The organism is Bradyrhizobium sp. SSBR45G (genome assembly GCF_030159255.1).
Taxonomy (GTDB): domain Bacteria; phylum Pseudomonadota; class Alphaproteobacteria; order Rhizobiales; family Xanthobacteraceae; genus Bradyrhizobium.
The window spans coordinates 74,459-98,546 of record NZ_BSCT01000006.1 but is presented as its reverse complement, the minus strand read 5'-3'; the positions used below and the strand labels follow the sequence as shown (position 1 = coordinate 98,546).

Below are 24,088 nucleotides of genomic sequence, written 5' to 3'. Positions count from 1 at the left end.
GCAGGTCAGAACGGATAGTGCCGAGGGGATGTCTGCATCGTCACCCAGCGCAGATCGGTGAACTCGGCGATGCCAGCTTTGCCGCCGAAGCGTCCGAATCCGCTATCCTTGACACCGCCGAAGGGCATCTGCGCCTCGTCGTGCACGGTAGGGCCGTTGATATGGCAGATGCCTGACTGGATGAGAGCAGCCACCCGCAGCCCGCGCGCGCTGTCACGGGTAAAGACCGCCGAAGACAAGCCATAGGCATTGTCGTTGGCGCAGGCGATGGCGGCTTCCTCGCCGCTCACGCGAACAATCGGCTTCACCGGTCCAAACGATTCCTCGTTGTAGATGGCCATATCTTTGGTGACGAAGTCGAGAAGCGTGGCCGGCATCAGCGTCGTCTCTGCCTTGCCGCCGCAGACGAGCTTGGCGCCTTTGGCGAGGGCATCATCGATCAGGGCATTGCAACGCGTCACCGTGGCCATGTCGACGACGGAGCCGAGAACGACCGGGCCTTTCCGGGGATCGCCGAGCGGAAGCCCGGACACCTTGGACACGAGCTTCTCGACAAAGACGTCGGCGATCGCCTGGTCGACGATGATCCGCTCGGTCGACATGCAGATCTGCCCCGAATTGGCGAACGCGCCAAAGGCTGTGCCGTGCACGGCCGCGTCGAGATCGGCGTCGTCGAGCACGAGCACAGGCGCCTTGCCGCCGAGTTCGAGCACGACGGGCTTGAGATATCTGGCGCAGACAGCGGCGATGATCTTGCCCACACGCGTAGAGCCCGTGAAGTTGACTCGGCGCACCGCCGGATGCGCGATCATCGCTTCGACCACCTCACCGGCGTCGCTCGGCGCGTTGGTGACGTAGTTCACGACGCCATCCGGAAAGCCAGCCTCCTGCAGCGCCTGCGCGATGAGTCCATGCGTTGCCGGACAGAGCTCGGACCCTTTCAGCACGACCGTGTTGCCGCAGGCCAGCGGCGCCGCGACCGCGCGCACGCCGAGAATGACCGGAGCATTCCACGGCGCCATGCCGAGCACGACGCCCGCAGGCTGCCGCACCGCCATCGCCAGCGAGCCGGGCACATCGGAGGGAATGATCTCCCCACTAACCTGCGTCGTCATCGCCGCCGCTTCGATCAGCATTCCCGCGGCCAGATGCACGTTGAAGCCTGCCCACAGGCCCGAGCCGCCCGTTTCGGCCGCGATGGCCGCAGCAAAAGCGGGTGCCTTGGCCTCCAGCGCATGCGCGGCCTTCAGCAGCAGCTCGCGCCGCCGTGACGGGCCGGTCGCCGACCAGGCCGGGAACGCCCGCGCAGCGGCATCGACCGCTGCGATTGCATCGGCAGGGCTCGCTGCAGGCGCTCGCGTGGCGACCGATCCATCGAGCGGATTGCGCCGCTCGAACGTGTGGCCGTCGTGCGCGGGGACGCTTGCGCCGTCGATCAGCATGGATATCGTGTTCATCTGTTCCTCCTTTTTTTGATTTGAATTGTGCAGCGGTCAGGCAACCAGCACCTCGACCAGAGTGGGCGAGCGCGCCGAAAGCGCTCGCGCCAGCACCGCAGGCAACTCGTCGGCCTCGGTCACGCGCACGGCGTCGCAGCCCATGCCGCGCGCGATGGAGACGAAGTCGAGATCCGGCAGATCAGTGCCCTGAACCGCCTCACCCTCGGCGAAGCCGAACACCGGCGCGAACTCCTGCAGAGCGGCGTAGCGCTTGTTGTTGAGGATCACATAGGTGATGGGCAGCTTGAGCTGGGCGGCGCTCCACAGCGCCTGGATCGAATACATGCTGGAGCCGTCGCCGATCAGGCCGATCACGCGGACACCAGGCCGGCCGAGAGCAATGCCGACGGCAGCGGGCATGGAATAGCCGAGGCCGCCACTGTCCATGGTGTAGAAGCCCTCCGCACGCATGATGGGCAGATGGGCCTGCATGACGGGACGTGCGCTCGGCGCCTCCTCCACCACGACGTCACCGGGGTCGCGAACCTCCGCCAGCGTCTGCAGGGCGAAAGCGGCGGACATCGGCGATGAGGGCTCGGCGCGTGGGCTCAGGGCCCGCGGCGGCGGGTTGAGGTGCCGCTCGTGCGACGGGCGGGCGAGCAAATCGGCGACGCCGAGCCGGATGCTTCCGACAACGCTGGTGCCGACCGGGCTCCAGGCCGCCGTATCGGGATCGTCGATCAGCTGGCAGAGCGACGCGCCATCGGGAACATGCCGCCCCGCCCCCTCGACATGGTAGGCGAAGGCCGGTGCTCCGATGACGAAGATCACGTCGTGGCCGGTCAGACGTTCGACAATCCGCTCTCGAACGGCAGGAAGGAAGCCCGCGAACAGCGGATGATCCTCGGGAAAGGCGCAGCGCCCGGTCATCGGCGCGGTCCAGACCCGCGCCTTGAAACGTTCGGCGAGCCGGACGACGTCGCCCCAGGCGCCGTCGCGATCGACCGCGCCGCCAATCACGAAAGCGGGCCGCAGGCTGTTGTCGAGCATCTCGCCGATCTGCCCGAGGACGTCGGGATCGGGGCGGATGTCGCGGCTGACGACCCGGTGCGGCACGAATTCGGCGGGCACGTCCCAGTCGTCGACGGGGATCGAGACGAAGACCGGTCCGCGCGGCGGGGTCATGGCGATGTAGTAGGCCCGGGCGATGGCCTGCGGCACATCCGCGGCCCGCGCCGGCTCCACGCTCCACTTTACGTAAGGCTTCGGCAGCTCGACGGCGTCTCGCGCCGACAGAAACGGCTCGAACGGCAGGATCGAACGCGCCTGCTGGCCGGCCGTCACGACCATTGGCGTACGGTTCTTGAAGGCCGTGAAGATGTTGCCCATCGCATTGCCGACGCCGGCGGCCGAATGCAGATTGACGAAGGCGGCGTTTCGGGTGGCCTGCGCGAAGCCGTCCGCCATGCCGACGACGACAGCCTCTTGCAGACCCAGGACGTAACGGAAATCGTCAGGGAAATGCCGGAACAGCGGCAGTTCGGTCGAGCCGGGATTGGCGAAAATCGACGTCATCCCGAAGCGCCGCAGGAGATCAATGACCAACTCCCGCACCGTCGGTTTTGCCCCGGTCGCACCGTCCCCACCCATGCCCGCCTCCTCGAAAAACCCCGCGCGAAGCGTCGTCGCGCCTGTGGAGCCGTTGATAGGGACGCCGGCGCCTGTCCAAAATTGCCAAACTCGGAAATAGTCATTACATTTTGGCATGACTTTCGACATTCAGCAGCTCGAGGCGTTTACTGCGGTCGTTCGGCACGGCAGCCTCGGACGCGCCGCGGCGGTGCTCAACGTCACGCAGCCTGCGCTGAGCCGCATGATCAGGCGCCTCGAGGACAACGCCGGGGCGCCACTGTTCGAGCGCCATTCCAAGGGCATGAAGCTTACCGACGTCGGCGAGGCGCTGTTGCCTCACGCCACGCTCGTCGAGCGCGAAAGCCGGCAGGCCCGCGAGGACATCGAGGCCCTGCGGGGCCTCGCCAAGGGCACGATCCGCGTCGGCGCCGTCGCCAGCGTCGCCTGCTTCGTGTTGCCGATGGCGATCGGCGGCGTGCTGAAGGCGTGGCCTGGTCTGCGCATCGAAGTTCTTGAGGGCGTATGGGACCGCCTCGCGGAGGCGCTGACGAACTACGACATCGACCTCGCGCTCGGCGTCGATGCGTCCGACACCGACCAGATCGTCGCCATCCGGGATTGCCAATGGCAAGACGACAGCTACGTCGTCGCGTCAGCCGATCACCCGCTGCGCAGGCGGCCAGAGCTTCGCCTGGAGGACACGTCTGCCGAAAAATGGGCGAGCCTGCCCAGAGGCACAGCTCCGCATGCGCATCTCGAACAGGTCTTTGCCGATCACGGATTGGGGCTCCCGAACATCGTCGTCGAGACACGCTCCATCACGGTGCTGAAGAGCCTGGTCACAGACTCCGGTTTCCTGAGCTGGATGGCCGCGCCAATGTATCTCGCCGAGCGACGCGCCGGCCTCGTCGACGCACTCCCGATCCCTGGCGTCAAAGCCATGCGGCGCCTGACGGCATTCCGCCGCCGGCGCGGGATTCTGCCGGGGCCTGCGGCAAAGCTGATCGAGGAGTTGCGCAGGATGGTAAGAGCCGAAGTGCAGATCTCGGCCCTTCGTTAGCTCAATCGCGACAGCGGCGAGCCGCCTGACCGGTCGGACACGGCGGCATCTGCTGCGCGACCGTTCCGATCAGTTCGCCCCGATTTTTCTCCTAGGCGGTCTCCGACTCCGGCTGGCGTGTTTCCACGGGCTTCGCCGAACGGTCCGATAACCGGGCGTTGATTTCAGTCGCAATGAACCGGGCATCGGCATCCACGCCGGAGAAACGGCCTGATCCCCACGTATGCAGCCACGGCAGGCCGAGAAAATACAGGCCGCTCTGGGACGTCACGCCGCGCCGGTGCGACGGCTGGCCGGCCCCGTTGAAGACCGGCGCGTTGAGCCAGCGGAAATCGGGCCGGAAGCCGATGCACCAGATGATGGACGAGATTCCGGCAGCCTTGAGATCGAGCGCAGCAGGCTCCTCCGGCGGTTGCCACAGTGGCTGATAGACGGTCGCCGGCGGGGCATCGATGCCTTTCTCGGCGATGTATTTGTCGATCGACGCATTGATACCGTTATAGACGCGATCGGCCTCGTCGAGCGCTGCCTTCAAGGTCGGCCGGAAGGTCACGCGCTTCGCGTCGACACCGTCGAGCAGACCATAGAGCTGCATGCCTTCCAGCGCGAATTTGCGCAGGTCGATGTCACGGCCGCCGTCGCGGCCGGTCAGATAGTGATTGGTGTTGTCACGGACGCCCTCGCGCAGTGGATGCCTGTCCACCGGCATGTCGTAATAGCCCATGTCGCAGAGCCAGGTCACGACGTCGCGGCCGCGATAGAACCGGGCGCAGCGGGGCGCGTCGCCGACTGCGAGATGCACCTTGCGGCCGGCCAGATGCAGGTCTTCGGCGATCTGCGCCCCGGACTGTCCGGAGCCGACCACCAGCACCGCGCCCTCCGGCAGCGCCCGGGAACTGCGATACTGCTCGGAATGCATCTGCACGATATCAGCCGGCAGCTTCGCCGCGCCATCGGGAATGATCGGAACGCTGTAGCCGCCGGAGGCGACCACGACCTGGTCTGCGGTGTAGTTGCCGTCTGTCGTCGCGACGGCGAAGACGCCATCTGCACGCGCCGACACGCCGGTGACGGCAGTGTTCTCGCGCAGGGGCGGGTCGACCTTGCTGCGGAATTCGGCGAGATAGGCCAGGATCTCGTCCTTCTTCATGAAGCCGTGGGGGTCGCTGCCGCTGTAGGGATGTCCCGGCAGCTGGCACTGCCAATTCGGCGTCACCAGACAGAAATTGTCCCAGCGCTGGTCCCGCCAGGCATGCATGGCCTCGTTCTTCTCGAACACCAGATGCGCAATGTCGCTGCGCTTGAGATAGTAGCTGATCGACAGGCCGGCCTGTCCGCCACCTATGACGAGAACCGGATAATGGGAAACGGCGAAATCGGTCATGCTTGGCTCCTTGTCTCATTCCTCGAATGCAATGATCGCGACGCGCGCCTCCGGCGCCGTCTCGAAGCGGGCGGCCGTGGCCTCGATCTGCGCGAGCTGCCCCATCGCGCGTGAGCAGGCGAAGCCGAACTTCTCGCGCACCCGCTCGCTGGCCAGCGTCAGCGCGGTGCGGCTGCGCGCCAGGAAATCCGGCAGCGCATATCTCTCGCCTTCAGCGAAATGCTCCTTGATCACCAGCGATGGCGAATAGCAGGCCTCTTCGGTGCCGTCGGGCCAACGCACATGGAAGATCATCTCAGGCAAGGTGAGGCTCCCGCATGTCGTTGTAGACCGGCAGGTGGCGGTGCGCGGTGGCGAGCCAGCCATGGCAGCGCGCAACCTTCTGTCCGCTGGCGATCAGGCGCGAGCGGACCGGCTCGCTGATGACGGTTGCCATCGCATTGGCGATCGAGCCCACATTGAGCGGATCGCACCAGACCACGTCGTCCTGTCCGAGATATTCGGTGAAGGGCGCAATATGCGCGGCGACCACCGGGCAGCCGCAGGCCATCGCCTCGAGCACGACGAGACCAAAGCCTTCACGCTGCGACGGGAAGATCAGCGCATCCGCGATCCGGTACAGCGCCGGTATCTCCCGGTCCTGCATCACGCCCGCGATCACCAGCGCATCCGGCGGCAGGCCGGCCTCGTCGCACTGCACCTTGAACCGTTGCTGATAGGCGCCGTGGTCGAGCACAGAGGCGCCGCCGGCGATCACCAGTTGCACATCGGGATGGATCTGGCGCAACTGGCAGAAGGCGGCGAGGATCCGCAGCGAATTCTTGCGCTCCTCAATGCCGCCGACGCTGAGCAGGATCGGTCCGTTGCCGAGATTGAGACGCCGGCGCAACGCCTCGTCCTCTGCGGCGCCTCGCACATTGAAGCGGTCGAGGTCGACCCCGTTGCCGACCTGCGTAGTCGGGCGACCGAACTCATGCGCAATCCGCTCGCTCCACATTCGGCTGACGGTCAGAATGCGGTCCGCATGCGCGATCGAACGATGCTGCAACTCCTGCAGCCGCGGGTCGGCGAAGTCATCCATGTGATGGACGGTGCGGATGAAGCCGCGGATCAGGCCGCACGCCTTCAACACCGCGAGCGCATTCCCGGAGATGCCGTCCTGGGCGTGATAGACGTCGAAACTGCGATGGTCGCTCCGTTCGAAATGCGCGACATAGTCGCGGATGCGCTGCTCGACCATTTCGGTCACGCCGCCTGGCGCGGGCCCGGCTGCGACGGAGACGGTCGGACCGAGGCATCGGCGAAAGAAACCTCTTCCGTCTGGATCCGGCGCATGCACCACCGCGTCATGGCCGAGCCGGTTCAGCGCGCCGGCGAGCTCGAGCGGGTGCACCACGCCGCCGCGCGCATTGACCGAGTGAGTGAGGATCGCAATGCGATGGCGTGGCGTCATCCGGAGGCTCCTGCCATCACGGGCCTGCTGCAGCCGAGCAACGCTCGCTCCGCGAAATCCCAGATCACCTCGCTCGTGCCGCCGTCGGTGATGGAGACCACCGGCCGCTCGACGACGTCGCCGATCACGGCGGCCGCGATGTCGCGACAATGAAAGCGGGCCAGGATGTCTGGCACGTGCGCAGGCGGGGCCGCGAGCAGATAGCCGAAGCTCGGGAAAGTCTGCAGCCAGCGTTCCAGCTCGACACCCGCCGGCTTCGGGATCGCGGCGAGATCGATGGTGATGCCGACCCCGGAGCATTCGGCGAGCATCACCGCAGTGCCGACGATGCCGCCCTGGCTGATGTCCTTGGCCGCCTTGGCGAGCCCCGCTTCGGCGATATCAGGCAGGATCTCGAGGTCGCCGCGCAGCCGCGCGGGCGGCGCATCGGTGGCCGCTTCCCAGTTCGCGAACGGCGCGCGATAGCGGCCGCGCAGATCGATCGCGGCGATCAGCCGGTCGCCGGGGCACGCGTCGAAGCTGGTCAGCAACCGCTTGGCGCGGCCGAGGATCGCGACCGCGAGTTGGCTCTGGTTGCTGCGCACATTGGTGTGGCCACCGACCAGCGGCACCCCGTAGGCCTGCGTAGCCGCCTTCAAGCCCTGCATGACCGGCGCAGCCTGGTCGAAGCCATCGGACCAGATCGCATTGACCACCGCAGTCGGACGCCCGCCCATCGCGACGATGTCAGAGATGTTGACCATCACGCCGCACCAGCCGGCGAACCATGGATCGGCGGCGACGAACTCGTTCATGAAGCCTTCAATCGCGAACAGGCTGTAGCCGTCGCCCTCCGGGATCGCGGCGCAATCGTCACCGACCGGCACGGCCCCCTCCCCGTTGACGCCGAGCGCCGCCGCCACCGCGGCGATGTCGCCCTTGGCGGCGAGCCCGCGTCCCTGCCGCAACCGCTGCGCAAGCTCGGACAATACGACCCCTCCGCTCATGTCAGGCCGCCAGCTTCGGTAACGAGAGGAAGCCGATCTCCGGCGTCCTGCACGGCGGGTAGTGGGCGAGGTCAGCTTCCATGTAGTGGTGCGGCCGGCCGTGGAATTCGACCTCGCCAAGGGAGCGCCAATGCATGCGCTGGAACAGCAGCACGTTCTGGCTCTGCACATGGGCGACGAAGCGGCGGCAGCCCAGGGCGTGAGCCGAGGACACCGCGAGTTGGATGAGGCCGACGCCGACGGCGCCGAGCCGGCGGTAGGTCGGAGCAACGGCCAGGCGCGATCCCCACCACGTGTCGCTCTCAGTCGTGTCCCGATGGATGCGAACCGTACCGACCACGTCTTCCGCGGCGACGCCCATCATCGCCAGCGCCACCAGCGGAACCGCTGATGCGTCGATGCCGTCGCGGTCGTCGCCCTGGAAGATGCCCTGCTCGGTACAGAACACGCTGCGGCGGAGCCTGGCTGCGCCTTGCTGCTCCCACGCCTCGGTCGCACGCTTCACCTGGAATTCGGCGGAGAGATAGGGTTTGAACGGCTCGAAGATCATGCGTTCGTCCTCCGCTCATAGGTCGACAGCGCCGAGCACGCGCCGCATTTGCCGCAGCCGGCCTTGATGTCGGTTGCCCTGAGATCGCCCGCGCGCAGCATCTGCGACAACGGCCCGAGGATACCGTGCATGAACTCCGGCGATGGCGTCGGGTGGCTCTCCAGCGGCGTGCCGGCAATCGGCACGAACGGCACCACGAAGGGATAGACGCCGATCGCAATCAGCTCGCGGCAGACGGCGAGGATGTCGTCGCTTCTGTCGCCGAGGCCGGCGAGGATGTAGGTCGAGACCTGACCACGCCCGAACACCGGCACGGCGGCGCGGAACGCGGCCATGTAGCGCTCGAGCGGCACCTGCGCCTTGCCCGGCATGATCGCGGCACGCACCTCGGGTGTCACCGCCTCCAGATGCATGCCGAGCGTATCGATGCCGGCGTCCTTCATGCGTTGAAACCAGACGTCGTCGTCCGGCGGCTCGCATTGCCCCTGGATCGGCAGGTCGACCGCGGCCTTGATCGCGCGCGCGCTCTCGATGAGTATCGCGGCACCCCGATCATCGCCGGGCGGCGTGCCGGTCGTCAGCACCATGTGCTTGACGCCGTCGAGCGCGACGGCGGCCTTGGCGACTTCAGCGAGTTGCTCCGGTGTCTTGCGCTCGATGGTGCGCCCGGCCGCGAGCGACTGACCGATCGCGCAGAACTGGCAGGTCTTGGTGCGGCTCTGGTAGCGGATGCAGCTCTGCAGCACCGTGGTGGCGAGCACGTCGCGCCCATGCAGCGTCGCGATCTTGGAATAGGCGATGCCGTCGGCCGTCGACAGCTCGTAGAATTTCGGCCGCAGCGGAAACGAGACGTCGCCGAGCACGACTCCGTCGCGCGTGATGCGGCTGTGGCCGGCCGCATCCGGCTTCTCTACCAGATAGGGACTCTCGAACGCCGGCGCGTTGTGCACCGGGATCATCACCGTTGAGCCTTCGATCGTCAGCGGCGTGTGGTCCGAGGGGCCGGCCCCGCCGCGCCGGCTCAGGCCTGGCGCCTTGGGATCAACGAGCCGGACCCCGAACGACTGCAATTCGTTGATCAACTGCTCGGTCGGAAGCATCTGCGGCCTTTCGTGCGAGCTCAGCGGTTTCATCGGGCGTGTCTCCGGGAGTGGATGTGAAATCGGCGGCGCTGGTGTGCATCGTGGCGGTTGGAGTGTCGTTGATCAGCAGCGACAGCAATTCGGGGCGCGCATAGTGACCGACCGAGTCCATCATGCGCTTGCGCTTCACGATCAGGGACATGTCGAGATCGGCGATCAGCAGGCCCTCGCCCTGGGTCAGCGGCGGCACCAGATGGTTGCCTTCGGGCGAGACGATCGCCGTCATGCAGCCGCCACGCAGGCCCTTGCGCAGCCCCTCGTCAGGTGAAATCTGCGCGATCTGCTCTTCGGTGAGCCAGCCCGTGGCGTTGACGACGAAGCAGCCGCTTTCCAGAGCGTGATGCCGGATCGTGACCTCGATCTGATCAGCAAATATCTGCCCGACCAGGGAGCCCGGAAACTGCGCCGCATGGATCTCCTCATGCTGGGCCATCAGGGCAAAGCGCGCGAGCGGATTGTAGTGCTCCCAGCAGGCCAGCGCGCCGACGCGGCCGACCGCGGTCTCCACCACCTTCAGGCCGGCGCCATCGCCCTGCCCCCAGATCATCCGCTCGTGGAAGGTCGGCGTGAGCTTGCGCCGCTTCAACAGGATGCGGCCGTCGGCATCGAAGATGAGTTGTGCGTTGTAGAGTGAGCCGTGATCGCGCTCGTTGATACCGAGTACGACCACCATGCCGTGACGCTTGGCGAGGCGCGCAACCTCTTGCGTCACCGGCCCCGGCACGGTCACCGCATGTTGATAGAGCCGCATGTGGTCCGCGCCACTGAGCACGGGCGGACGGACGAAGGAGAAATAGGGATACCAGGGGACGAACGTTTCCGGGAACACCAGAAACTGAACGCCCTTGCCGGCCGCTTCGGTCATCGCCGCGAGTACGCGATCCAGCGTTCCCGTCGCGGACTCGAGATCAGGTGCGATCTGAACCGCCGCCGCTCGCACGACCTTATTGTCAGGCATTCATTCCTCCTTCGTCCGCACGCCGCACGATCACACCGTCCAGGTATGGATCACGAAGGCATCGTCGCGCCGATGCAGCAGCATCAGGTCGAGCACGTCGAGCGGGTTGATCGGACGAATGCCGGGGATCAGGGACGGCTCGCCATGGCCGTAGAGCGCCTGCAGCGCAAACCGGCAGGCATAGACCTTGCCGCCCTCATCCATGAACTTGGCGAGTTGATTGTTGAAGTTCTGCGCGCCCGGAAACGCCTCGTCGCCGATTTTTGGAAAGCCACGCTGAATGCCGAGGGTGACACCCGGGCCGTAGAGCAGGACGGATGTCTCGAATCCCTTGCGCTGCAGGCGCAGCGCCTGAAGGATATTGACGAGACCGATGGAGCCCTCAAACGCCACTGTGTGGAACGTCACCAGCGCCTTCTCGCCAGGCTTCGCCTTGACGTCCTCAAACACCTTTTCTTCGTAGTCGACGAGAAAATCACCCTTCTGTCGCGCGGGCATCGTCACTGCGGGCATCATCAACTCCATGCTGTGCTCCGGCCTTTCCGGATCGAGCATGAGTTTGCAACGCGTGTGCCAATTGATGCTTTGCCTAGCAGATCATCAGAACAGTCAATATGCATTCAATACTACATTCAATCTTGAATGGAGAATTGACGGACTTTGCTGGCGCCGGCAAATGTGCATGAAATTGGCTGCTTTCTTCTGCTAGGCAATTGCATCCGCTTTGGGCATTGGCCCTCGACGGCCACATTCAATCCTCTTGCGCTCGAACAGATAATGCAACACGATGCAGTCAATTCTGGATTTGATGGGATTGAATGCATATGGCCGACTGGCGCCCCGACCTCTCGCAAAGCGACAAGCCCAGATATCTCGCGATTGCGGACGCGATCGCCGACGACATCAGCGCGGGCAAACTTCTGATCGGCGACCGCCTGCCGCCGCAGCGCAAGCTTGCGAAGCGCCTGTCAATCGATTTCACCACCGTCGCGCGGGGCTATGTGGAGGCGCGCAAACGCGGTCTCGTCGAGTCCAAGGTCGGGCAAGGGACCTTCGTCAGCGACAAGCCGCGGCCGCGACGGTCCGAATCAACCTACCCGGTCCGCCCGGCGGATCTGTCGATGAACCTGCCGCCGGAGCCCGACGATCCGGAACTGATCGCACGCATGCAGGCCGGCGCAGACTACGTGACGCGCGATATCGTGCCACTGCTGCGCTATCAGAGTTTTGGCGGAACCCAGGCCGACAAGGATGCCGCATCGAGCTGGCTCGGCCGGCGCGCACTGGTCCCGGTCCAGGAGCGCATCTTCGTCTCGCCCGGCGCTCACGCAGCCCTGCTCGGAATCGTCTCGATCTTGGCGAAACCCGGCGAGAACCTGGTTTGCGAAGCGGTCACCTATCCCGGTATTCGTTCGATCGCGGCCCAATTGGGCGTCAACCTCATCGGCCTGCCGATGGACGATCAGGGGATCGAGGTCCAGCCCCTGCTCGATGCATGCAAGAAGGCTAAGCCGAAGGCCATCTATCTCAATCCCACCTTGCAAAACCCGACCACGTTGACGGTTCCGGATCCGCGCAGACGCGAGATCGCAGCCGTCGCGCGCCGCTACAACATTCCGATCATCGAGGACGACGCCTATGGCTTCATCCCCGAGCATGGGCACGGACACTCACCGTTTGCGGCCATTGCGCCCGACCTGACCTGGCACGTCGCCGGCCTCGCGAAATGCATCGGCGCCGGCCTGCGGGCTGCCTACGTCATCGTTCCCGACACCCGCTCGACATGGCCGTTCTCCGCGGCCCTGCGCGCCGCCACGGTGATGGCTTCGCCCTTGACCGTCGCCCTCGTGACCCGATGGATCGAGGATGGAACGGCGGACTCGCTGTTGCGCTTCATTCGCGCCGAGACCAGGGCGCGGCAGAAACTGGTCAGCGATATCCTGCCGAAGGATTCCTATCGCCATGATCCACTCAGCTTCAACGTCTGGGTCTCGATTCCGAAGACTTGGACCCGAGCGGCGTTCGTCGATCACATGAAGCCAACCGGCCTCGGCGTCGTGGCGAGCGACGCATTCGTTGCCGGCGGCAAGATACCCGAGGCGGTGCGACTGTGCATCGGCGGCCCCAAGACGCGGATCCAGATCAAGAACGATCTGGAATATCTCGCTCACGCCTTGCTCAAGACACCTGCAATGGCATCGGCCTTCCTATAGTTGCCCGAGTCCTACGACTGATCTTTGACACATCGACTGGCGGTCAGCGGCTTCGCTTCCACTTTACGAATGCCCGATCTGTCAACATGAACCTCGCTACCATGGCCCCAACCAGTCTTGCGATATCAGGCGCTGTTTGGCCAGCCTCCTTCGACAAGATCTGTGCGTAGGACTGAAGATCACGATGAACATTTTCCGGAAACTCTACCGTGAGCTTGACGGGCTTGTCATCAGGCAGTGAGGAAATTTTGAGTTTCGCCATTCTGCGCTATCCTCGATACGGCTCGAGCAGAAGATCGCGGTTAACAATGACTCGAACCGGAAATCCCGGCCGGATCGTCAAGGTCGGCTGGACATTCATCTGCTGACGCACGAGCTGCTGACCGGTCTGGCTCACGGCATTGCCGAAGCCCTGCCGCAGGGCCTGGATGATCGCAGCGTTGTTGGTATTCGGATTGGCACCGGCATTTACCTCGCTGCCGACCGAGAGCAGCGTTGACAACAGGGCTGCGCCTGCAATCTGTTTCCAATGATTGTCGACCTCATCCGATAGCCCAGAATAGCCGCTGGCATCGGCGCCCGGCTGCCGTTCGAGCACGATCGAGCGGCCATTGGGCATGATCAGACGGGTCCAGACCAGAAGCACACGGGACTGCCCGGTTGTCACCTGGCTATCGTAGGTCCCGATCAGCCGTGCGCCCTGAGGCACCAGCAGAAAGCGCCCCGAAGGCGTATCGAAGACATTCTCGGTCACTTGCGCCGTGATTTGCCCCGGCAGGTCGGAGTGAATCCCGGTGATCAGAGCGCCCGGAATCACCGTCCCTGCCTGAACCACATAAGGCGAGGCCGGCCGCGTGATCCGGTCGGGACTCGTGGTGCGACGATCGACCGGCGCATTCACGAATGCGAGCTTTCGGTCTTGCCCGTTCTGCGTGAATGAATCGTCGGCACTGACCGGCAAGCTCCCGCGGTCGCCAGCCTGAACTGTACTCGCGGAGGGCTGCGTCTCGCGCACGTTGGTCGTCGCGAACAGCCGACTGACGCGCGCCGCCTCGCTCTCTTGCTCGCGGCGCTGCTGGTCCTGATCCGGCATGTTCGACGGCGTTTGCCCCTGGGCTGCCATAATAGGTCGGCCAAGATCGCCAGGCAGCGGCGGCCCGAGTGCCTGCACGTCCTTCGGCAGGCTGGCATAGTCGCGGGGCAGCGCAGAAACGCCATCGGCGACGTCGTGGCGGCCCGTGTTGTAGAGCTCATCCGTGCCGGCCTTCCGTGGCTTGGCAGACTGCAGTGCCCAGATGAAGGTCCCACCAATCACCAGGAGCGCCAGGGCACTGCCACCGGCCAGGACCTTGCGCGACAGCCGCGTGATCGGCGGCAAATCACCCTTAAGCCGCATATCCTTCGAACGCTGACCCACTGTGTCCTCAGCCGAGGCCTTTCCAAGGGCCGACGCCTTATCATCGACGCTGGTCACGATGGCGCTCCATCGGTCCTGACGATCCTGACCTTCTGCTGCTGCTCGCCTCCGAGACGCAATTCAGCAGCGGCGAACAACCGGTCGACGATGATCACGTTGCGGAAGGTGCGGTAGTTGACGATCTCCGGAGAGCCGTCCGGACCGACGACGAACAACGGCGGCAGCTCGCCCTGCACGATGCCGCGGGCGAACTCGATGTAGACCTTGCGACCGTCATCGTAAGCCTTCACCGGCCGCCACGGCGGATCGTCGCCTTCGATGCGATACCGGAAGCGACGCTGTGCCGAATCTGGCAGTTCCGGCGTCAAGGCCGCCTGTCGGGCACGGATCTCGGCATTCTGCGGATAATACCAGGCGACAGCCAGCATATACGGCTTCTCGCGCGACCGCAGCTCGATCAGATAGGTCCGCCGATCCGTGTTGACAACGAGATTGGTCTCGATCGCAGGCCGCGTCGGCTTGACCAGGATGTGGACGCGTCGGGCGTCGCCGGAACCGCTCTCGGTGTCGCCGACGACCCAGCGCACGGTGTCACCGGCCGAGACCGGGCCGGATCCCGTGAGTTGCTCTCCCTCCTCGAGCATGATGTCGGTGATCTGCCCGGGCGCGGCATAGACCTGATAGAGCGCGCCCGGACTGTAGGCATAGATCTGCGCCGCGTTAAAATACCCCCGCTTTCGCGGCTCGACACGGGCGGCGCTATTCGCCATCTCCACACGATCGAGCGGCTCCGCCTCCTCCTTCGCACCCGCCTTGCCGCCGAGCGAGACTTTCCACGGCGGCGGCAAATGTAGTGGCCGCGGCTTGTCATCGACAACAGCGGGCGGTGCCGGTAGCGGCGGCACATCGCTGTCGTAGCTGATCTTCGGCGGTGTCGTCGTCGCGCAGCCACCAAGAGAAGCTGCGATTGCAACCGCGGTCATCCAGCGGGCGCGCAACATTCCGGCAATCGGCTTGGTCATTGCGACAGCTCCTTGGACCAGTTGATGGCATGGACGTAGACGCCGAGCGGGTTCTTGCGCAGCCGGTCGGCATTGTCGGGCATCGCGAGCACGATGGTCAGGATCGCGCTCCAGCGCTCGGTGGTGCTCAGCGCGCCGTTCTCGTAGCGTCGCTCCACCCAGGCGATACGAAAGCTGTCGGGCGAGGCACGGATGACGCTGGAGACCTCGACCGAGACCTGGATCTTGCCGAGCCGCGTGAAGGGATCGTTAGACCTGGCGTAGTCATTGAGAGCAGCAGCCCCACGATCGGTCGTGAAATCGTAGGCGCGGAGCCAGTTCTGGCGCAGCACGATGCCGTCGGCCGGTAAGCCGCGGACGTCCTCGATAAAGCGGGCGAGATGGAAGGCCACCTGCGGATCAGTCGGCGTGTAATCGGCAATCGCCGGCGCCACGCGCTGGACTTCGCCGAGATGACCGACCTCGACCACCCAGGGCGTCACCGTCCCGCGCGTCGACTGCCAGATCAGAGCCGACGCAAGACCTGCGGCGAGCCCGAGACACCCGAAGGCCATCAATCGCCAGTTCTTGGCCTGGACACGCGCCGATCCGATGCGCTCGTCCCAGACTTGGGCTGCCTTTTGATACGGCGTGACCGGCTCGGGCGTACGGCCATAATGGACAGATGGACGCTTGAACATGTCAGAACTTCCCCTCGGAAAGATCGACCGCACCGCCCTGCCCGCATTGCTCGGCATTGCGCACGGCCTGCGTGGTCGTGGACGCGCCGCGGTGAATGGCTTGCACCGCCTTCACGCGCTGCGCCCAACCCGGTGATGCGGCCGAACCACCGCCCTCGGCTTGGCCTGGCCCCTCAGCGCCGCCGCCCTGGGCTACTGCCCTCTGGCGCAACGGGCTCGCGACGGAGGCTGCGTCCTCCGCGGAGCTCCCGCCGCCGCGCAAGACGCCGGACACACCAGATCGAAACGAGGCTGCGGCGCGCGTGGAGCGAGAGATGGCGCCACCAGCGAGGCCAGCACCTCCGGCAGCAAGCCCAGCGCCGGCCACGACCAGACCGCCAGCTGCCAGTGACGCGCCTGCAGCGCTTCCTGCACCAAGCTGAGGTCCGCCTGAGACGAGGCCATTGGCAATGCCGGGCCCGAATAATCCAAGACCGAGCAGGGACAACGACGCCAGCACCAGGGCCATCGCACTCTCGATCGTCGGCGGGTCACCGACTGAGGCTTGCGTCATCTGCGCGAACAGCGTCGAGCCAATCCCGGAGATCACCGCGAGAACCAGGACCTTGATGCCTGACGAGATCACGTTGCCGAGCACACGTTCTGCGGCAAAGGCTGTCTTGCCGAACAGGCCGAACGGGATCAGCACAAAGCCTGCAAGCGTCGTCAGCTTGAACTCGATCAGCGTCACGAACAGCTGGACCGCCAGAATGAAGAAGGCGAGCAGCACCACGATCCAAGCAAACAGGAGGACTGTGATCTGGACGAAATTCTCGAAAAAGCTGACATAGCCCATCAGACTCGAGATCGCATGCAACAGCGGCCGTCCGGCATCGAGGCCGACCTGCGCGATCCTGCCGGGCCGCAGGAATTCGCCGGTCGACAGCGCAGATCCGGACGCCTTCAAACCGAGACCTGCAAAGCTCTCGAAGACGATCCGGGCGAGGCTGTTCCAATTGCCGATGAGATAGGCGAACACCCCGACGAACAGTGTCTTCTTGACGAGGCGGGCGATGACGTCGTCCTCGCCGCCCCAGACCCAGAACAGCGCCGCCAAGGTGATATCGATCGCGACTAGTGTCGACGCGATATAGCTGACCTCGCCACCAAGCAGGCCGAAGCCGCTATCAATCGACCGGGTGAAGGTCTCGAGGAATTGGTCGATAATCCCCGTTCCCGTCATTGGGCAAGCTCCTCAGCCGACATCCGAGCAGCCCACCGCTGGGATGGACCCGGTTGCGATCGGACGTTCATCCTCAGTGAAACATCTGCACGTTCGAGGGCTGGTACCCCTGCCCCGGCGCCAGGAAGCGCCGCAGCTGTTCGCGGCCCTGATCCTGGGCCGCGGCCCGCTGCGCTGTGTCCAGGCTCTGCGCCCGCCCCTGAGCGGCAACGGCAGCGGTAAGGTCCGCCAGTTGCTGCGCCTGGAGCGCCAGGATCTGGTTGCCGGCCTGGGTCACCTGCAGCGCGCCGGTGGCGCCTTGGCTTGCCGCAACCAGCGCAGTCGACTGGCTCCTGACGGTGTCGAGATTGCCGACGACGCCGGCCTCGACCTTCAGAGCATCTTGGAGCGCCGCGACCGCGGTCTGCCAGCGCGACTGGGCATTGTTGACGAGATCCTGGGCCGTCGCATTGCTGCTCGCCGGCGCATAGGTCGTCGCAAAGGCCCGATCGATCTGCTGGACATCGTAAGCCAGTCGCTGCGCCTGTTTGAGCAGATCCTGCGTACGCTGGATCGACTGCTGCAGCTGCACCAGTGAGGAATATGGCAGGCTCGCCAAGTTCTTCGCCTGGTTGAGCAGCATCTGCGCCTGGTTCTGCAGTGACAGGATCTGATTGTTGATCTGCTGTAGCTCGCGTGCCGCGGTCAGCACGTTTTGAGCATAATTGTTCGGGTCGAACACAACGAGTTGCGCCCGTAGCGGCGCGGCCGAGACGAGGAGCATCACCGCGGCGGACGCCGCCCATCTGACGGGTCGGATCATGAGCGGGTTTCCAGATTGTCGAGGCTCGGAATGAGGTCGGCTGCCCAGCCAGCATTGCGGTGCCGGAGCCAGGCGGCCGCAAACTCCTCCTTCCCGGCCGTGGCGCAGACCTCCGAAATGGCCGCCTGATCGGCCTTGGCCGACGCAGCCGCGAAGGCGAGCGCGACCTCGCCAAGGCCCAGTTCGAACATGCGGTTGCCGCGGCGTGATTGGCAGTAGTAGTCGCGCTTCGGTACTGCGCGGCTAACGAGCTCGATCTGGCGATCGTTCAGGCCGAAGCGACGATAGATCGCAGTGATCTGCGGCTCTATCGCCCGCTCATTCGGCAACATGATTCGTGTCGGGCAGCTCTCGATGATCGCGGGCGCGATCGGCGAGCCATTGATGTCGGAGAGCGACTGGGTGGCGAAGACGACGGAGGCGTTCTTCTTGCGCAGGGTCTTCAGCCATTCCCGCAACTGCCCGGCGAAGTCGGCATCGTCCAGCGCCAGCCACCCTTCATCGACTATCAAAAGCGTAGGACGGCCATCGAGCCGCTGCGCAATCCGGTGGAACAAATAAGCGAGCACGGCGGGGGCCGCTGCGGTCCCGATCAGCCCCTCGGTCTCAAAGACCTGTACCGATCCGTTACCGAGCGCCTCGTGATCGGCATCCAGCAGGCGCCCATGGGCGCCATCGAGACAATACGGCTTAAGCGCCCGCTTCAGACTGTTCGACTGCAGCAGGACCGACAGACCGGTCAAGGTCCGCTCCATCGCCGGCGCTGACGCCAGCGAGGTCAGAGCAGACCACAGATGCTCCTTCGCTTCCGGCGTGACCACGATCTTCTCGCGCACCAATAGGCTCGCAATCCAGTCGGCCGCCCAGGCGCGCTCTCCAACATCCTCGATGACGGCCAGAGGCTGAAGCGCAACCGAGCTCTCGCCCTCCGCCGACACGGCGCCACCGAGGTCATGCCAATCACCGCCCATGGCGAGCGCAGCAACCCGCATGGAGCCACCGAAATCGAAAGCGAAGATCTGCGCGCTCGGATAGCGACGGAACTGCAGGGCCATCACCGCTAGCAGCACTGACTTGCCGGCGCCAGTCGGCCCGACCACTAGCGTATGGCCGACATCGCCGACATGCAGCGAGAAGCGGAACGGGGTCGCCCCCTCTGTTCGGCCAAACAGCAGCGGTGGTGCTTTCAGATGATGGTCGCGCGTCTCGCCGGCCCAGACCGCCGACAGCGGGATCATATGCGCAAGATTCAGGGTCGAGAGCGGCGGCTGCCGGACATTGGCATAGACATGCCCCGGCAGACCGCCGAGCCACGCTTCGACGGCATTTACGCTCTCCGCCATGCAGGTGAAGTCGCGGCCCTGGATGACCTTCTCGACCAGGCGCAGCTTCTCATCAGATCTTGCCGGGTCGGCGTCCCAGACCGTCAACGTCGCCGTGACGTAGGCCTGACCAATCCCATCCGAGCCGAGGTCCTGTAGCGCCGCATCGGCATCTATGGCCTTGTTGTGGGCGTCAGTATCCACGAGACTTGCAGTCTCGTTGGTCATGACCTCCTTCAGGATCGCGGCCAGCGACTTGCGCTTGGCAAACCATTGCCGGCGGATCCGCGTCACCAGCCTCACCGCATCCTGCTTGTCCAGCATGATGGCGCGGGTCGACCAGCGGTAGGCGACGGCGAGCCGATTCAGATCATCCAGGATTCCCGGCGTGGTCGCGGAGGGAAACCCGATGATCGTCAGCACGCGCAGATGGACCGATCCCAGCATCGGCTCCAGGCCGCAGGTGAGCGGCTGGTCGGCGAGTAGCCCATCCAGATGCATCGGGATTTCGGGGACGCGGACGCGCTGGCGCTGGGTCGAGATGGTCGAATGCAGATAGCTCAGCACGGCCTCGTCGCCGAGCCAGGCGCATTCCGGCATGAAGCCGGCAATCAGCTGCAGGATACGATCGGTCCGATCAAGAAAGCTGCGCAGAATCTCCCGGCCATTGACGCCATCCGATTGCGGCCGTCCTTCGTAGAGCACACGTTCGGAACGGGCGACGTCCTCACGCGGCGGCAGATACAGAAACGTCAGAAAATAGCTCGACTCGTAGTGAGCGCCCTCCTCCTCGAACTGCGCCTTGCGCTCGGCATCGACCAGAGCAGATGCGGCATCCGGGAACACGCAAGGCAGATAAGCTCCCGCCGAATGTCGCTGCGCCTCGAAGAAGATGGCCCAGCCCGATCCCAGCCGACGAAGCGCGTTGTTGAGACGAGCGGCAACGGCCACGAGCTCGGACTCGACCGAGCTTTCCAGATCTGGCCCACGAAACCGCGCCGTCCGCTGCAGCGAACCGTCCTTGTTCAGGACGACGCCCTCATCGACCAACGCCGCCCACGGCAGGAAGTCTGCAAGGCGGATGTTGGTGCGGCTGTATTCGGCAAGATTGAACATGGCGGGCCTCACTGACCGAGATGACCGGGAATGCGCAGGTGACGGCGCACCACTTCGACAAAGGACGGATCGCGCTTGGTCGCCCACACAGCGATCATGTGGCCGACGAACCAGAGCAGCAGGCCGAAGAGCCAGAGCCGCAGACCAAGGCCGAGCGCGGCCGACAGCGTGCCGTTGACGATCGCAACAGAGCGCGGCGCACCACCGAGCAGGATCGGCTCCGTCAGGGAGCGATGGACGGGAGTTGCGAAGCCTTTCACCTCTTCATCCATCAGATCACCACCCCGCCGCCGAAGGAGAAGAACGACAGGAAGAAGCTCGAGGCGGCAAACGCGATCGAGAGCCCGAACACGATCTGGATCAGCCGCCGGAATCCCCCTGACGTTTCACCGAATGCCAACGACAGTCCCGTCGTGATGATGATGATCACAGCAACGATCTTGGCGACCGGCCCCTCAACCGACAGCAGAATCTGGTTGAGCGGCTGCTCCCAGGGCATATTCGATCCCGCCGCACGTGCGGGAGCGCCCATCAGCAGCGTGAGCGCCGCCGCTACAGTCCAACCCGCAGGTCGTCGTCTCATTTGCATCGTCATCAATGATCTCCCAGAGGTGCGAGAATGTAGTCTCCAGATTCCGAGAGCCCCTCGACACGCACGAACTCGCTCAGCCGCCGCACCGGACCGCGGCCTGTCAGCACAGCGACGACATCGATGGTCTCCGCGATCAGAGCACGCGGCACAGTCACCACGGCCTCCTGGATCAATTGCTCCAGCCGCCGGAGCGCGCCAAGCGCAGAGCCTGCGTGAATGGTCCCGATGCCACCGGGATGCCCGGTGCCCCAGGCCTTCAGCAGGTCGAGGGCCTCAGGACCGCGCACCTCGCCTATCGGAATGCGATCAGGGCGCAGGCGCAGCGAAGAACGGACCAGATCGGACAGCGACGCCACGCCGTCCTTGGTCCGAAGCGCAACTAGATTAGGCGCGCGGCACTGGAGCTCACGTGTATCCTCGATCAGCACCACGCGATCGCAGGTTTCGGCAACGACCGCCAGCAGCGCATTCGTCAACGTCGTCTTGCCGGTCGACGTACCACCGGCGACCAGGATGTTGCGGCGGTCGAGAACGGCGTTCCGCAGGCCACGAGCCTGCACCGGGCTGATGATCCCGTCGGCGACGTAATGACCGAGCGTAAAGACCGCGACGGCCGGCTTGCGGATCGCAAATGTCGGGGCGGTGACGACCGGCGGGAGCAGCCCCTCGAATCGTTCGCCCGTCTCTGGCAGTTCCGCAGACAGGCGCGGCGACCCGGCATGGATCTCGAGCCCGACATGGTGAGCCACAAGACGGATGATCCGTTCACCATCGGCAGCAGAAACCGTCTCGCCGGTGTCAGCCAAGCCCGTCGCGAGACGATCGATCCACAGCCGGCCATCCGGATTGAGCATCACCTCGACAACCGACGCATCATCAAGCAGGAGCTCGATTGCAGAGCCCAAGGCTGTCCGCAGCATGCGTGCACTACGGGAGGCCAACTGCGTTAGATTGATCCCGGTCACCCCTGATCTCCGACCAGCCAGCGCGAACGCCGATGCCGCGCGAACAGGATGATCAAAGAATGCAGAAGCTCTGATCGAGCAACGCCACGCCCGTCCTCTGCGCGCTCTGGCGAATAAAAGCGTAGGCGCCTAAGCTGGCTCGCTCCTGGCAGCCCGCCAAGTGATCGGCAGAGCGTCAGGAGACCTCTGCAAGGACAGCCGGTCGCATATCGTCATCAGCGATTAGATCTAAGCTTCAGTGGCGGCTCAACTTGACGAAGGCTAAGGTAGAATTGACAACGTCGGAGCCACCACCGCTGCATCGGTATCAGGCGGAGAAAGCGCGCATCTCGGCGACCGCGCAGCAGAAGGTAGCAGCAATCCTCTTGGCAACGCACGTTCTGGGTGCATTCACTCGATGTGCTTACCAGCGGCTGTGAGGGAAGGGAGCTGGAGTTCCCGTGTTTGTGGCGCTACAATTAATACCGATCCGCAGACGTCAAGGCTCTCCCAAGAGAGCAGATCGAGCCCGAAGCTCGGGATCAAACACCGGTTCGGTACGGCAGCACCACCGCGAGCTTACCTTCCGTCCGCGCCTGCAAAAGCGTTCTTCGGCCTTCCATAAATCTTGCCGAAGAAGTCACAGGTAGAGTAACCAGCAGATTGCGGAACTGTAACTGCCCCGCTGGTCCCAACGAAGGCTACGCTAGTCTCGAGAGCGCCATCAGTTCAAACGAGGCAGAGTCGAAGACATAGTCCCAATCCCCCTCCCCGCGCGGGCGAAACAAGCGCATTGACGGATACCACGGGCAGTCGCTGCGATCCAGCAGCCACAGCCAGTGCGCCCAATGGCCAAGCAGCAACCAAACGGGCTTACCCATGGCCCCGGCAAGATGCGCGACTGCACTGTCTGTCATTATTACCAGATCAAGCTGATCGATTGCGGCCGCGGTGTCGGCAAAGTCGTCGATCAGTGGAGCAAGATCCACGATTGGGCCACCGCGTGGCAACGCGTGTAGCTCCTGTTCGCGCGGGCCTTTCTGTAGTGAGTAAAGCTGCACACCCGGAAGGGCGAACCCCTGAAAGAACCGCAAGAGCGGTTGAGCCCGCTCGTTGTTGCGCTTGAACGTGACGCTTCCCGACCACACGATTCCAACCTTAAGGCGTCCGCGCGCCTCCTCAAAAAGCGGCCTGAATTTCGCGACGCGTTCTCGCGGCGGCTCGAACACTGCCGCGGTCGGAATCGTGGCAAAGTCGATGGTGAACAGCCCTGGCAGGCTACATAGATAGCAATGATAGTCGGCCTCCGGCAATGGTTGATCGCGCGGGATCAGGCGATCGACCACTCCCATTGTGGCGATCAGTGGGATCAGTTCCTTCTGGCATTCCATCACCAGCTCGCCGCCGAGCGCCTTTACCCTCGGCAAATACCGGGCGACCCATAGCGTATCGCCAAACCCTTGCTCGACCACGAGGAGAAGACGTTTGCCAGCGTAAGGCTGCCCTGCCCATGCTTCACCTGGAAGCGTCTTCGGTGGGAGCTGTCCGGTGAAGCGGCGGACCTCGTAGTCGGGCCATGCCTGACGGTAGTTGCCGAGATAAAGATAACTACGCCCGCGATCCCACCGCACGGTCTTGCGACAAGGGTCGAGTTCGAGGGCGCGGGAAAACGCGATCACCGCTTCGCCGTGCTGACCGGCTTCGGCAAGCGCCGAGCCAAGGTTCTGATAAAACAGTGGCTCTTTACCATTCGACAAAGCCAGCGCCCGGCGATGGCACGCGACGGCACTTTTAAGATGCTTAAGCTTGGTTAGCGCGTTGCCGAGATTGGTCCAGATGCCAGCACCGGTCGGGTTACACGCAATGGCGTCGCGATAGCACCATACTGCGTCGAGATCGCGGTCCATCGCAGCGAACATCACACCGCGCGCATTGCGCAGATCCGCGTTGTTCGGATCACGCGAGATGCCATCGCGCAACAGGGCCTCTGCATCGCCATACTTCCCTAAGCGATGAAGCGCCGTTGCTTCGTCGAACACGATCTGGGAAGCGGAACGAGATTTGGCTGGACCGTCTCCGTCACTCGCGGCCGACATCAATCCACTCCGAATGCGCGTTTCTGGAAGATCGACCGCTGTTCCGCCACGGCAAGTT

General features: G+C 64.4%; 23 protein-coding genes. 2 read left to right on the top strand and 21 right to left on the bottom strand.

Going from position 1 to position 24,088, the window contains the following annotated elements; genetic code table 11:
• Positions 1 to 5: 5 nt before the first annotated feature.
• Entirely contained in the window at positions 6 to 1,457 is a 1,452-nt protein-coding gene (locus QQL87_RS10105; protein WP_284417363.1) for an aldehyde dehydrogenase, read from the bottom strand.
• A gap of 36 nt (positions 1,458 to 1,493) precedes the next feature.
• Positions 1,494 to 3,089: a benzoylformate decarboxylase gene (gene mdlC, locus QQL87_RS10100; protein WP_284417362.1), complete on the bottom strand. Its 1,596-nt coding sequence runs from the start codon at positions 3,087 to 3,089 to the stop codon at positions 1,494 to 1,496.
• Between the two features lie 115 nt (positions 3,090 to 3,204).
• Here mdlC and QQL87_RS10095 point away from each other — a divergent pair, with 115 nt between their 5' ends.
• Positions 3,205 to 4,131 carry a LysR family transcriptional regulator gene (locus tag QQL87_RS10095; protein WP_284417361.1) on the top strand — a complete coding sequence of 309 codons (927 nt, stop codon included), beginning with the start codon at positions 3,205 to 3,207 and terminating at the stop codon, positions 4,129 to 4,131.
• A gap of 91 nt (positions 4,132 to 4,222) precedes the next feature.
• Here the strand turns inward: QQL87_RS10095 and QQL87_RS10090 are convergent, their stop codons facing one another.
• Genes QQL87_RS10090 through QQL87_RS10055 form a run of 8 tightly spaced genes read right to left on the bottom strand, consistent with a single transcriptional unit; the run spans position 4,223 to position 11,117 of the window.
• Positions 4,223 to 5,515, bottom strand: a complete 1,293-nt coding sequence (locus QQL87_RS10090) for an MSMEG_0569 family flavin-dependent oxidoreductase (protein WP_284417360.1) — start codon at positions 5,513 to 5,515, stop codon at positions 4,223 to 4,225.
• A gap of 15 nt (positions 5,516 to 5,530) precedes the next feature.
• Positions 5,531 to 5,818 (bottom strand): MSMEG_0570 family nitrogen starvation response protein, encoded by a 288-nt coding sequence (locus QQL87_RS10085; RefSeq protein ID WP_284417359.1) that lies wholly within the window; start codon positions 5,816 to 5,818, stop codon positions 5,531 to 5,533.
• Positions 5,811 to 6,968 (bottom strand): MSMEG_0565 family glycosyltransferase, encoded by a 1,158-nt coding sequence (locus QQL87_RS10080; RefSeq protein WP_284417358.1) that lies wholly within the window; start codon positions 6,966 to 6,968, stop codon positions 5,811 to 5,813. Before QQL87_RS10080 ends, QQL87_RS10085 begins: the two co-directional genes overlap by 8 nt.
• Positions 6,965 to 7,954: a sll0787 family AIR synthase-like protein gene (locus tag QQL87_RS10075; protein ID WP_502871151.1), complete on the bottom strand. Its 990-nt coding sequence runs from the start codon at positions 7,952 to 7,954 to the stop codon at positions 6,965 to 6,967. The genes QQL87_RS10080 and QQL87_RS10075 overlap by 4 nt, the downstream gene beginning before the upstream one ends.
• Position 7,955: 1 nt before the next feature.
• The gene (locus QQL87_RS10070) at positions 7,956 to 8,504 is read right to left on the bottom strand and encodes an MSMEG_0567/Sll0786 family nitrogen starvation N-acetyltransferase (RefSeq protein ID WP_284417356.1); all 549 of its coding nucleotides are present in this window, start codon (positions 8,502 to 8,504) and stop codon (positions 7,956 to 7,958) included.
• On the bottom strand, positions 8,501 to 9,604 hold the full coding sequence (locus QQL87_RS10065; protein ID WP_284417606.1) for an MSMEG_0568 family radical SAM protein: 1,104 nt from the start codon (positions 9,602 to 9,604) through the stop codon (positions 8,501 to 8,503). The genes QQL87_RS10070 and QQL87_RS10065 overlap by 4 nt, the downstream gene beginning before the upstream one ends.
• Positions 9,546 to 10,604, bottom strand: a complete 1,059-nt coding sequence (locus QQL87_RS10060; RefSeq protein ID WP_284417354.1) for a Nit6803 family nitrilase — start codon at positions 10,602 to 10,604, stop codon at positions 9,546 to 9,548. Before QQL87_RS10060 ends, QQL87_RS10065 begins: the two co-directional genes overlap by 59 nt.
• A 30-nt stretch (positions 10,605 to 10,634) precedes the next feature.
• The gene (locus QQL87_RS10055) at positions 10,635 to 11,117 is read right to left on the bottom strand and encodes an MSMEG_0572/Sll0783 family nitrogen starvation response protein (protein WP_250171422.1); all 483 of its coding nucleotides are present in this window, start codon (positions 11,115 to 11,117) and stop codon (positions 10,635 to 10,637) included.
• Positions 11,118 to 11,428: 311 nt separating this feature from the next.
• Between QQL87_RS10055 and QQL87_RS10050 the strand changes: the two genes are divergently transcribed.
• Positions 11,429 to 12,817 (top strand): aminotransferase-like domain-containing protein, encoded by a 1,389-nt coding sequence (locus QQL87_RS10050; protein ID WP_284417353.1) that lies wholly within the window; start codon positions 11,429 to 11,431, stop codon positions 12,815 to 12,817.
• 43 nt (positions 12,818 to 12,860) lie between these two features.
• On the opposite strand, the gene QQL87_RS10045 is transcribed toward QQL87_RS10050, so the two are convergent.
• From QQL87_RS10045 to QQL87_RS09995, 11 genes are all read right to left on the bottom strand, one after another.
• The gene (locus tag QQL87_RS10045; protein ID WP_284417352.1) at positions 12,861 to 13,079 is read right to left on the bottom strand and encodes a DUF2274 domain-containing protein; all 219 of its coding nucleotides are present in this window, start codon (positions 13,077 to 13,079) and stop codon (positions 12,861 to 12,863) included.
• 6 nt (positions 13,080 to 13,085) lie between these two features.
• The gene (locus QQL87_RS10040) at positions 13,086 to 14,291 is read right to left on the bottom strand and encodes a TraB/TrbI/VirB10 family type IV secretion system protein (RefSeq protein ID WP_502871150.1); all 1,206 of its coding nucleotides are present in this window, start codon (positions 14,289 to 14,291) and stop codon (positions 13,086 to 13,088) included.
• Positions 14,288 to 15,235: a P-type conjugative transfer protein TrbG gene (trbG, locus tag QQL87_RS10035; protein WP_502871154.1), complete on the bottom strand. Its 948-nt coding sequence runs from the start codon at positions 15,233 to 15,235 to the stop codon at positions 14,288 to 14,290. The genes QQL87_RS10040 and trbG overlap by 4 nt, the downstream gene beginning before the upstream one ends.
• A 17-nt stretch (positions 15,236 to 15,252) precedes the next feature.
• A complete protein-coding gene (gene trbF / locus QQL87_RS10030; protein WP_284417350.1) occupies positions 15,253 to 15,936 on the bottom strand; it encodes a conjugal transfer protein TrbF in 684 nt (227 codons plus the stop codon).
• Position 15,937: 1 nt separating this feature from the next.
• Positions 15,938 to 17,158 carry a P-type conjugative transfer protein TrbL gene (trbL, locus tag QQL87_RS10025; RefSeq protein WP_284417349.1) on the bottom strand — a complete coding sequence of 407 codons (1,221 nt, stop codon included), beginning with the start codon at positions 17,156 to 17,158 and terminating at the stop codon, positions 15,938 to 15,940.
• A gap of 73 nt (positions 17,159 to 17,231) precedes the next feature.
• Positions 17,232 to 17,960 carry a P-type conjugative transfer protein TrbJ gene (gene trbJ, locus QQL87_RS10020; RefSeq protein WP_284417348.1) on the bottom strand — a complete coding sequence of 243 codons (729 nt, stop codon included), beginning with the start codon at positions 17,958 to 17,960 and terminating at the stop codon, positions 17,232 to 17,234.
• Complete coding sequence (gene trbE / locus QQL87_RS10015; protein ID WP_284417346.1) at positions 17,957 to 20,398, bottom strand: conjugal transfer protein TrbE; 2,442 nt, start codon at positions 20,396 to 20,398, stop codon at positions 17,957 to 17,959. Before trbE ends, trbJ begins: the two co-directional genes overlap by 4 nt.
• An 8-nt stretch (positions 20,399 to 20,406) precedes the next feature.
• Complete coding sequence (locus QQL87_RS10010) at positions 20,407 to 20,670, bottom strand: VirB3 family type IV secretion system protein (protein WP_284417345.1); 264 nt, start codon at positions 20,668 to 20,670, stop codon at positions 20,407 to 20,409.
• The gene (locus QQL87_RS10005; RefSeq protein WP_284417603.1) at positions 20,670 to 20,993 is read right to left on the bottom strand and encodes a TrbC/VirB2 family type IV secretion system protein; all 324 of its coding nucleotides are present in this window, start codon (positions 20,991 to 20,993) and stop codon (positions 20,670 to 20,672) included. The genes QQL87_RS10010 and QQL87_RS10005 overlap by 1 nt, the downstream gene beginning before the upstream one ends.
• Positions 20,993 to 21,910: a P-type conjugative transfer ATPase TrbB gene (trbB, locus tag QQL87_RS10000; RefSeq protein WP_502871153.1), complete on the bottom strand. Its 918-nt coding sequence runs from the start codon at positions 21,908 to 21,910 to the stop codon at positions 20,993 to 20,995. The genes QQL87_RS10005 and trbB overlap by 1 nt, the downstream gene beginning before the upstream one ends.
• A 725-nt stretch (positions 21,911 to 22,635) precedes the next feature.
• Entirely contained in the window at positions 22,636 to 24,030 is a 1,395-nt protein-coding gene (locus QQL87_RS09995) for a tetratricopeptide repeat-containing glycosyltransferase family protein (RefSeq protein ID WP_284417343.1), read from the bottom strand.
• Positions 24,031 to 24,088: the final 58 nt, after the last annotated feature.

Coding starts and splice junctions, on each gene's coding strand:
- QQL87_RS10105 (WP_284417363.1), bottom strand. CDS start 1,457: ATGAACACGATATCCATGCTGATCGACGGCGCAAGCGTCCCCGCGCAC.
- mdlC (WP_284417362.1), bottom strand. CDS start 3,089: ATGGGTGGGGACGGTGCGACCGGGGCAAAACCGACGGTGCGGGAGTTG.
- QQL87_RS10095 (WP_284417361.1), top strand. CDS start 3,205: ATGACTTTCGACATTCAGCAGCTCGAGGCGTTTACTGCGGTCGTTCGG.
- QQL87_RS10090 (WP_284417360.1), bottom strand. CDS start 5,515: ATGACCGATTTCGCCGTTTCCCATTATCCGGTTCTCGTCATAGGTGGC.
- QQL87_RS10080 (WP_284417358.1), bottom strand. CDS start 6,968: ATGACGCCACGCCATCGCATTGCGATCCTCACTCACTCGGTCAATGCG.
- QQL87_RS10075 (WP_502871151.1), bottom strand. CDS start 7,954: ATGAGCGGAGGGGTCGTATTGTCCGAGCTTGCGCAGCGGTTGCGGCAG.
- QQL87_RS10070 (WP_284417356.1), bottom strand. CDS start 8,504: ATGATCTTCGAGCCGTTCAAACCCTATCTCTCCGCCGAATTCCAGGTG.
- QQL87_RS10065 (WP_284417606.1), bottom strand. CDS start 9,604: ATGCTTCCGACCGAGCAGTTGATCAACGAATTGCAGTCGTTCGGGGTC.
- QQL87_RS10060 (WP_284417354.1), bottom strand. CDS start 10,604: ATGCCTGACAATAAGGTCGTGCGAGCGGCGGCGGTTCAGATCGCACCT.
- QQL87_RS10055 (WP_250171422.1), bottom strand. CDS start 11,117: ATGCCCGCAGTGACGATGCCCGCGCGACAGAAGGGTGATTTTCTCGTC.
- QQL87_RS10050 (WP_284417353.1), top strand. CDS start 11,429: ATGGCCGACTGGCGCCCCGACCTCTCGCAAAGCGACAAGCCCAGATAT.
- QQL87_RS10045 (WP_284417352.1), bottom strand. CDS start 13,079: ATGGCGAAACTCAAAATTTCCTCACTGCCTGATGACAAGCCCGTCAAG.
- trbG (WP_502871154.1), bottom strand. CDS start 15,235: ATGTTGCGCGCCCGCTGGATGACCGCGGTTGCAATCGCAGCTTCTCTT.
- trbF (WP_284417350.1), bottom strand. CDS start 15,936: ATGTTCAAGCGTCCATCTGTCCATTATGGCCGTACGCCCGAGCCGGTC.
- trbL (WP_284417349.1), bottom strand. CDS start 17,158: ATGACGGGAACGGGGATTATCGACCAATTCCTCGAGACCTTCACCCGG.
- trbJ (WP_284417348.1), bottom strand. CDS start 17,960: ATGATCCGACCCGTCAGATGGGCGGCGTCCGCCGCGGTGATGCTCCTC.
- trbE (WP_284417346.1), bottom strand. CDS start 20,398: ATGTTCAATCTTGCCGAATACAGCCGCACCAACATCCGCCTTGCAGAC.
- QQL87_RS10010 (WP_284417345.1), bottom strand. CDS start 20,670: ATGGATGAAGAGGTGAAAGGCTTCGCAACTCCCGTCCATCGCTCCCTG.
- QQL87_RS10005 (WP_284417603.1), bottom strand. CDS start 20,993: ATGACGATGCAAATGAGACGACGACCTGCGGGTTGGACTGTAGCGGCG.
- trbB (WP_502871153.1), bottom strand. CDS start 21,910: ATGCTGCGGACAGCCTTGGGCTCTGCAATCGAGCTCCTGCTTGATGAT.
- QQL87_RS09995 (WP_284417343.1), bottom strand. CDS start 24,030: ATGTCGGCCGCGAGTGACGGAGACGGTCCAGCCAAATCTCGTTCCGCT.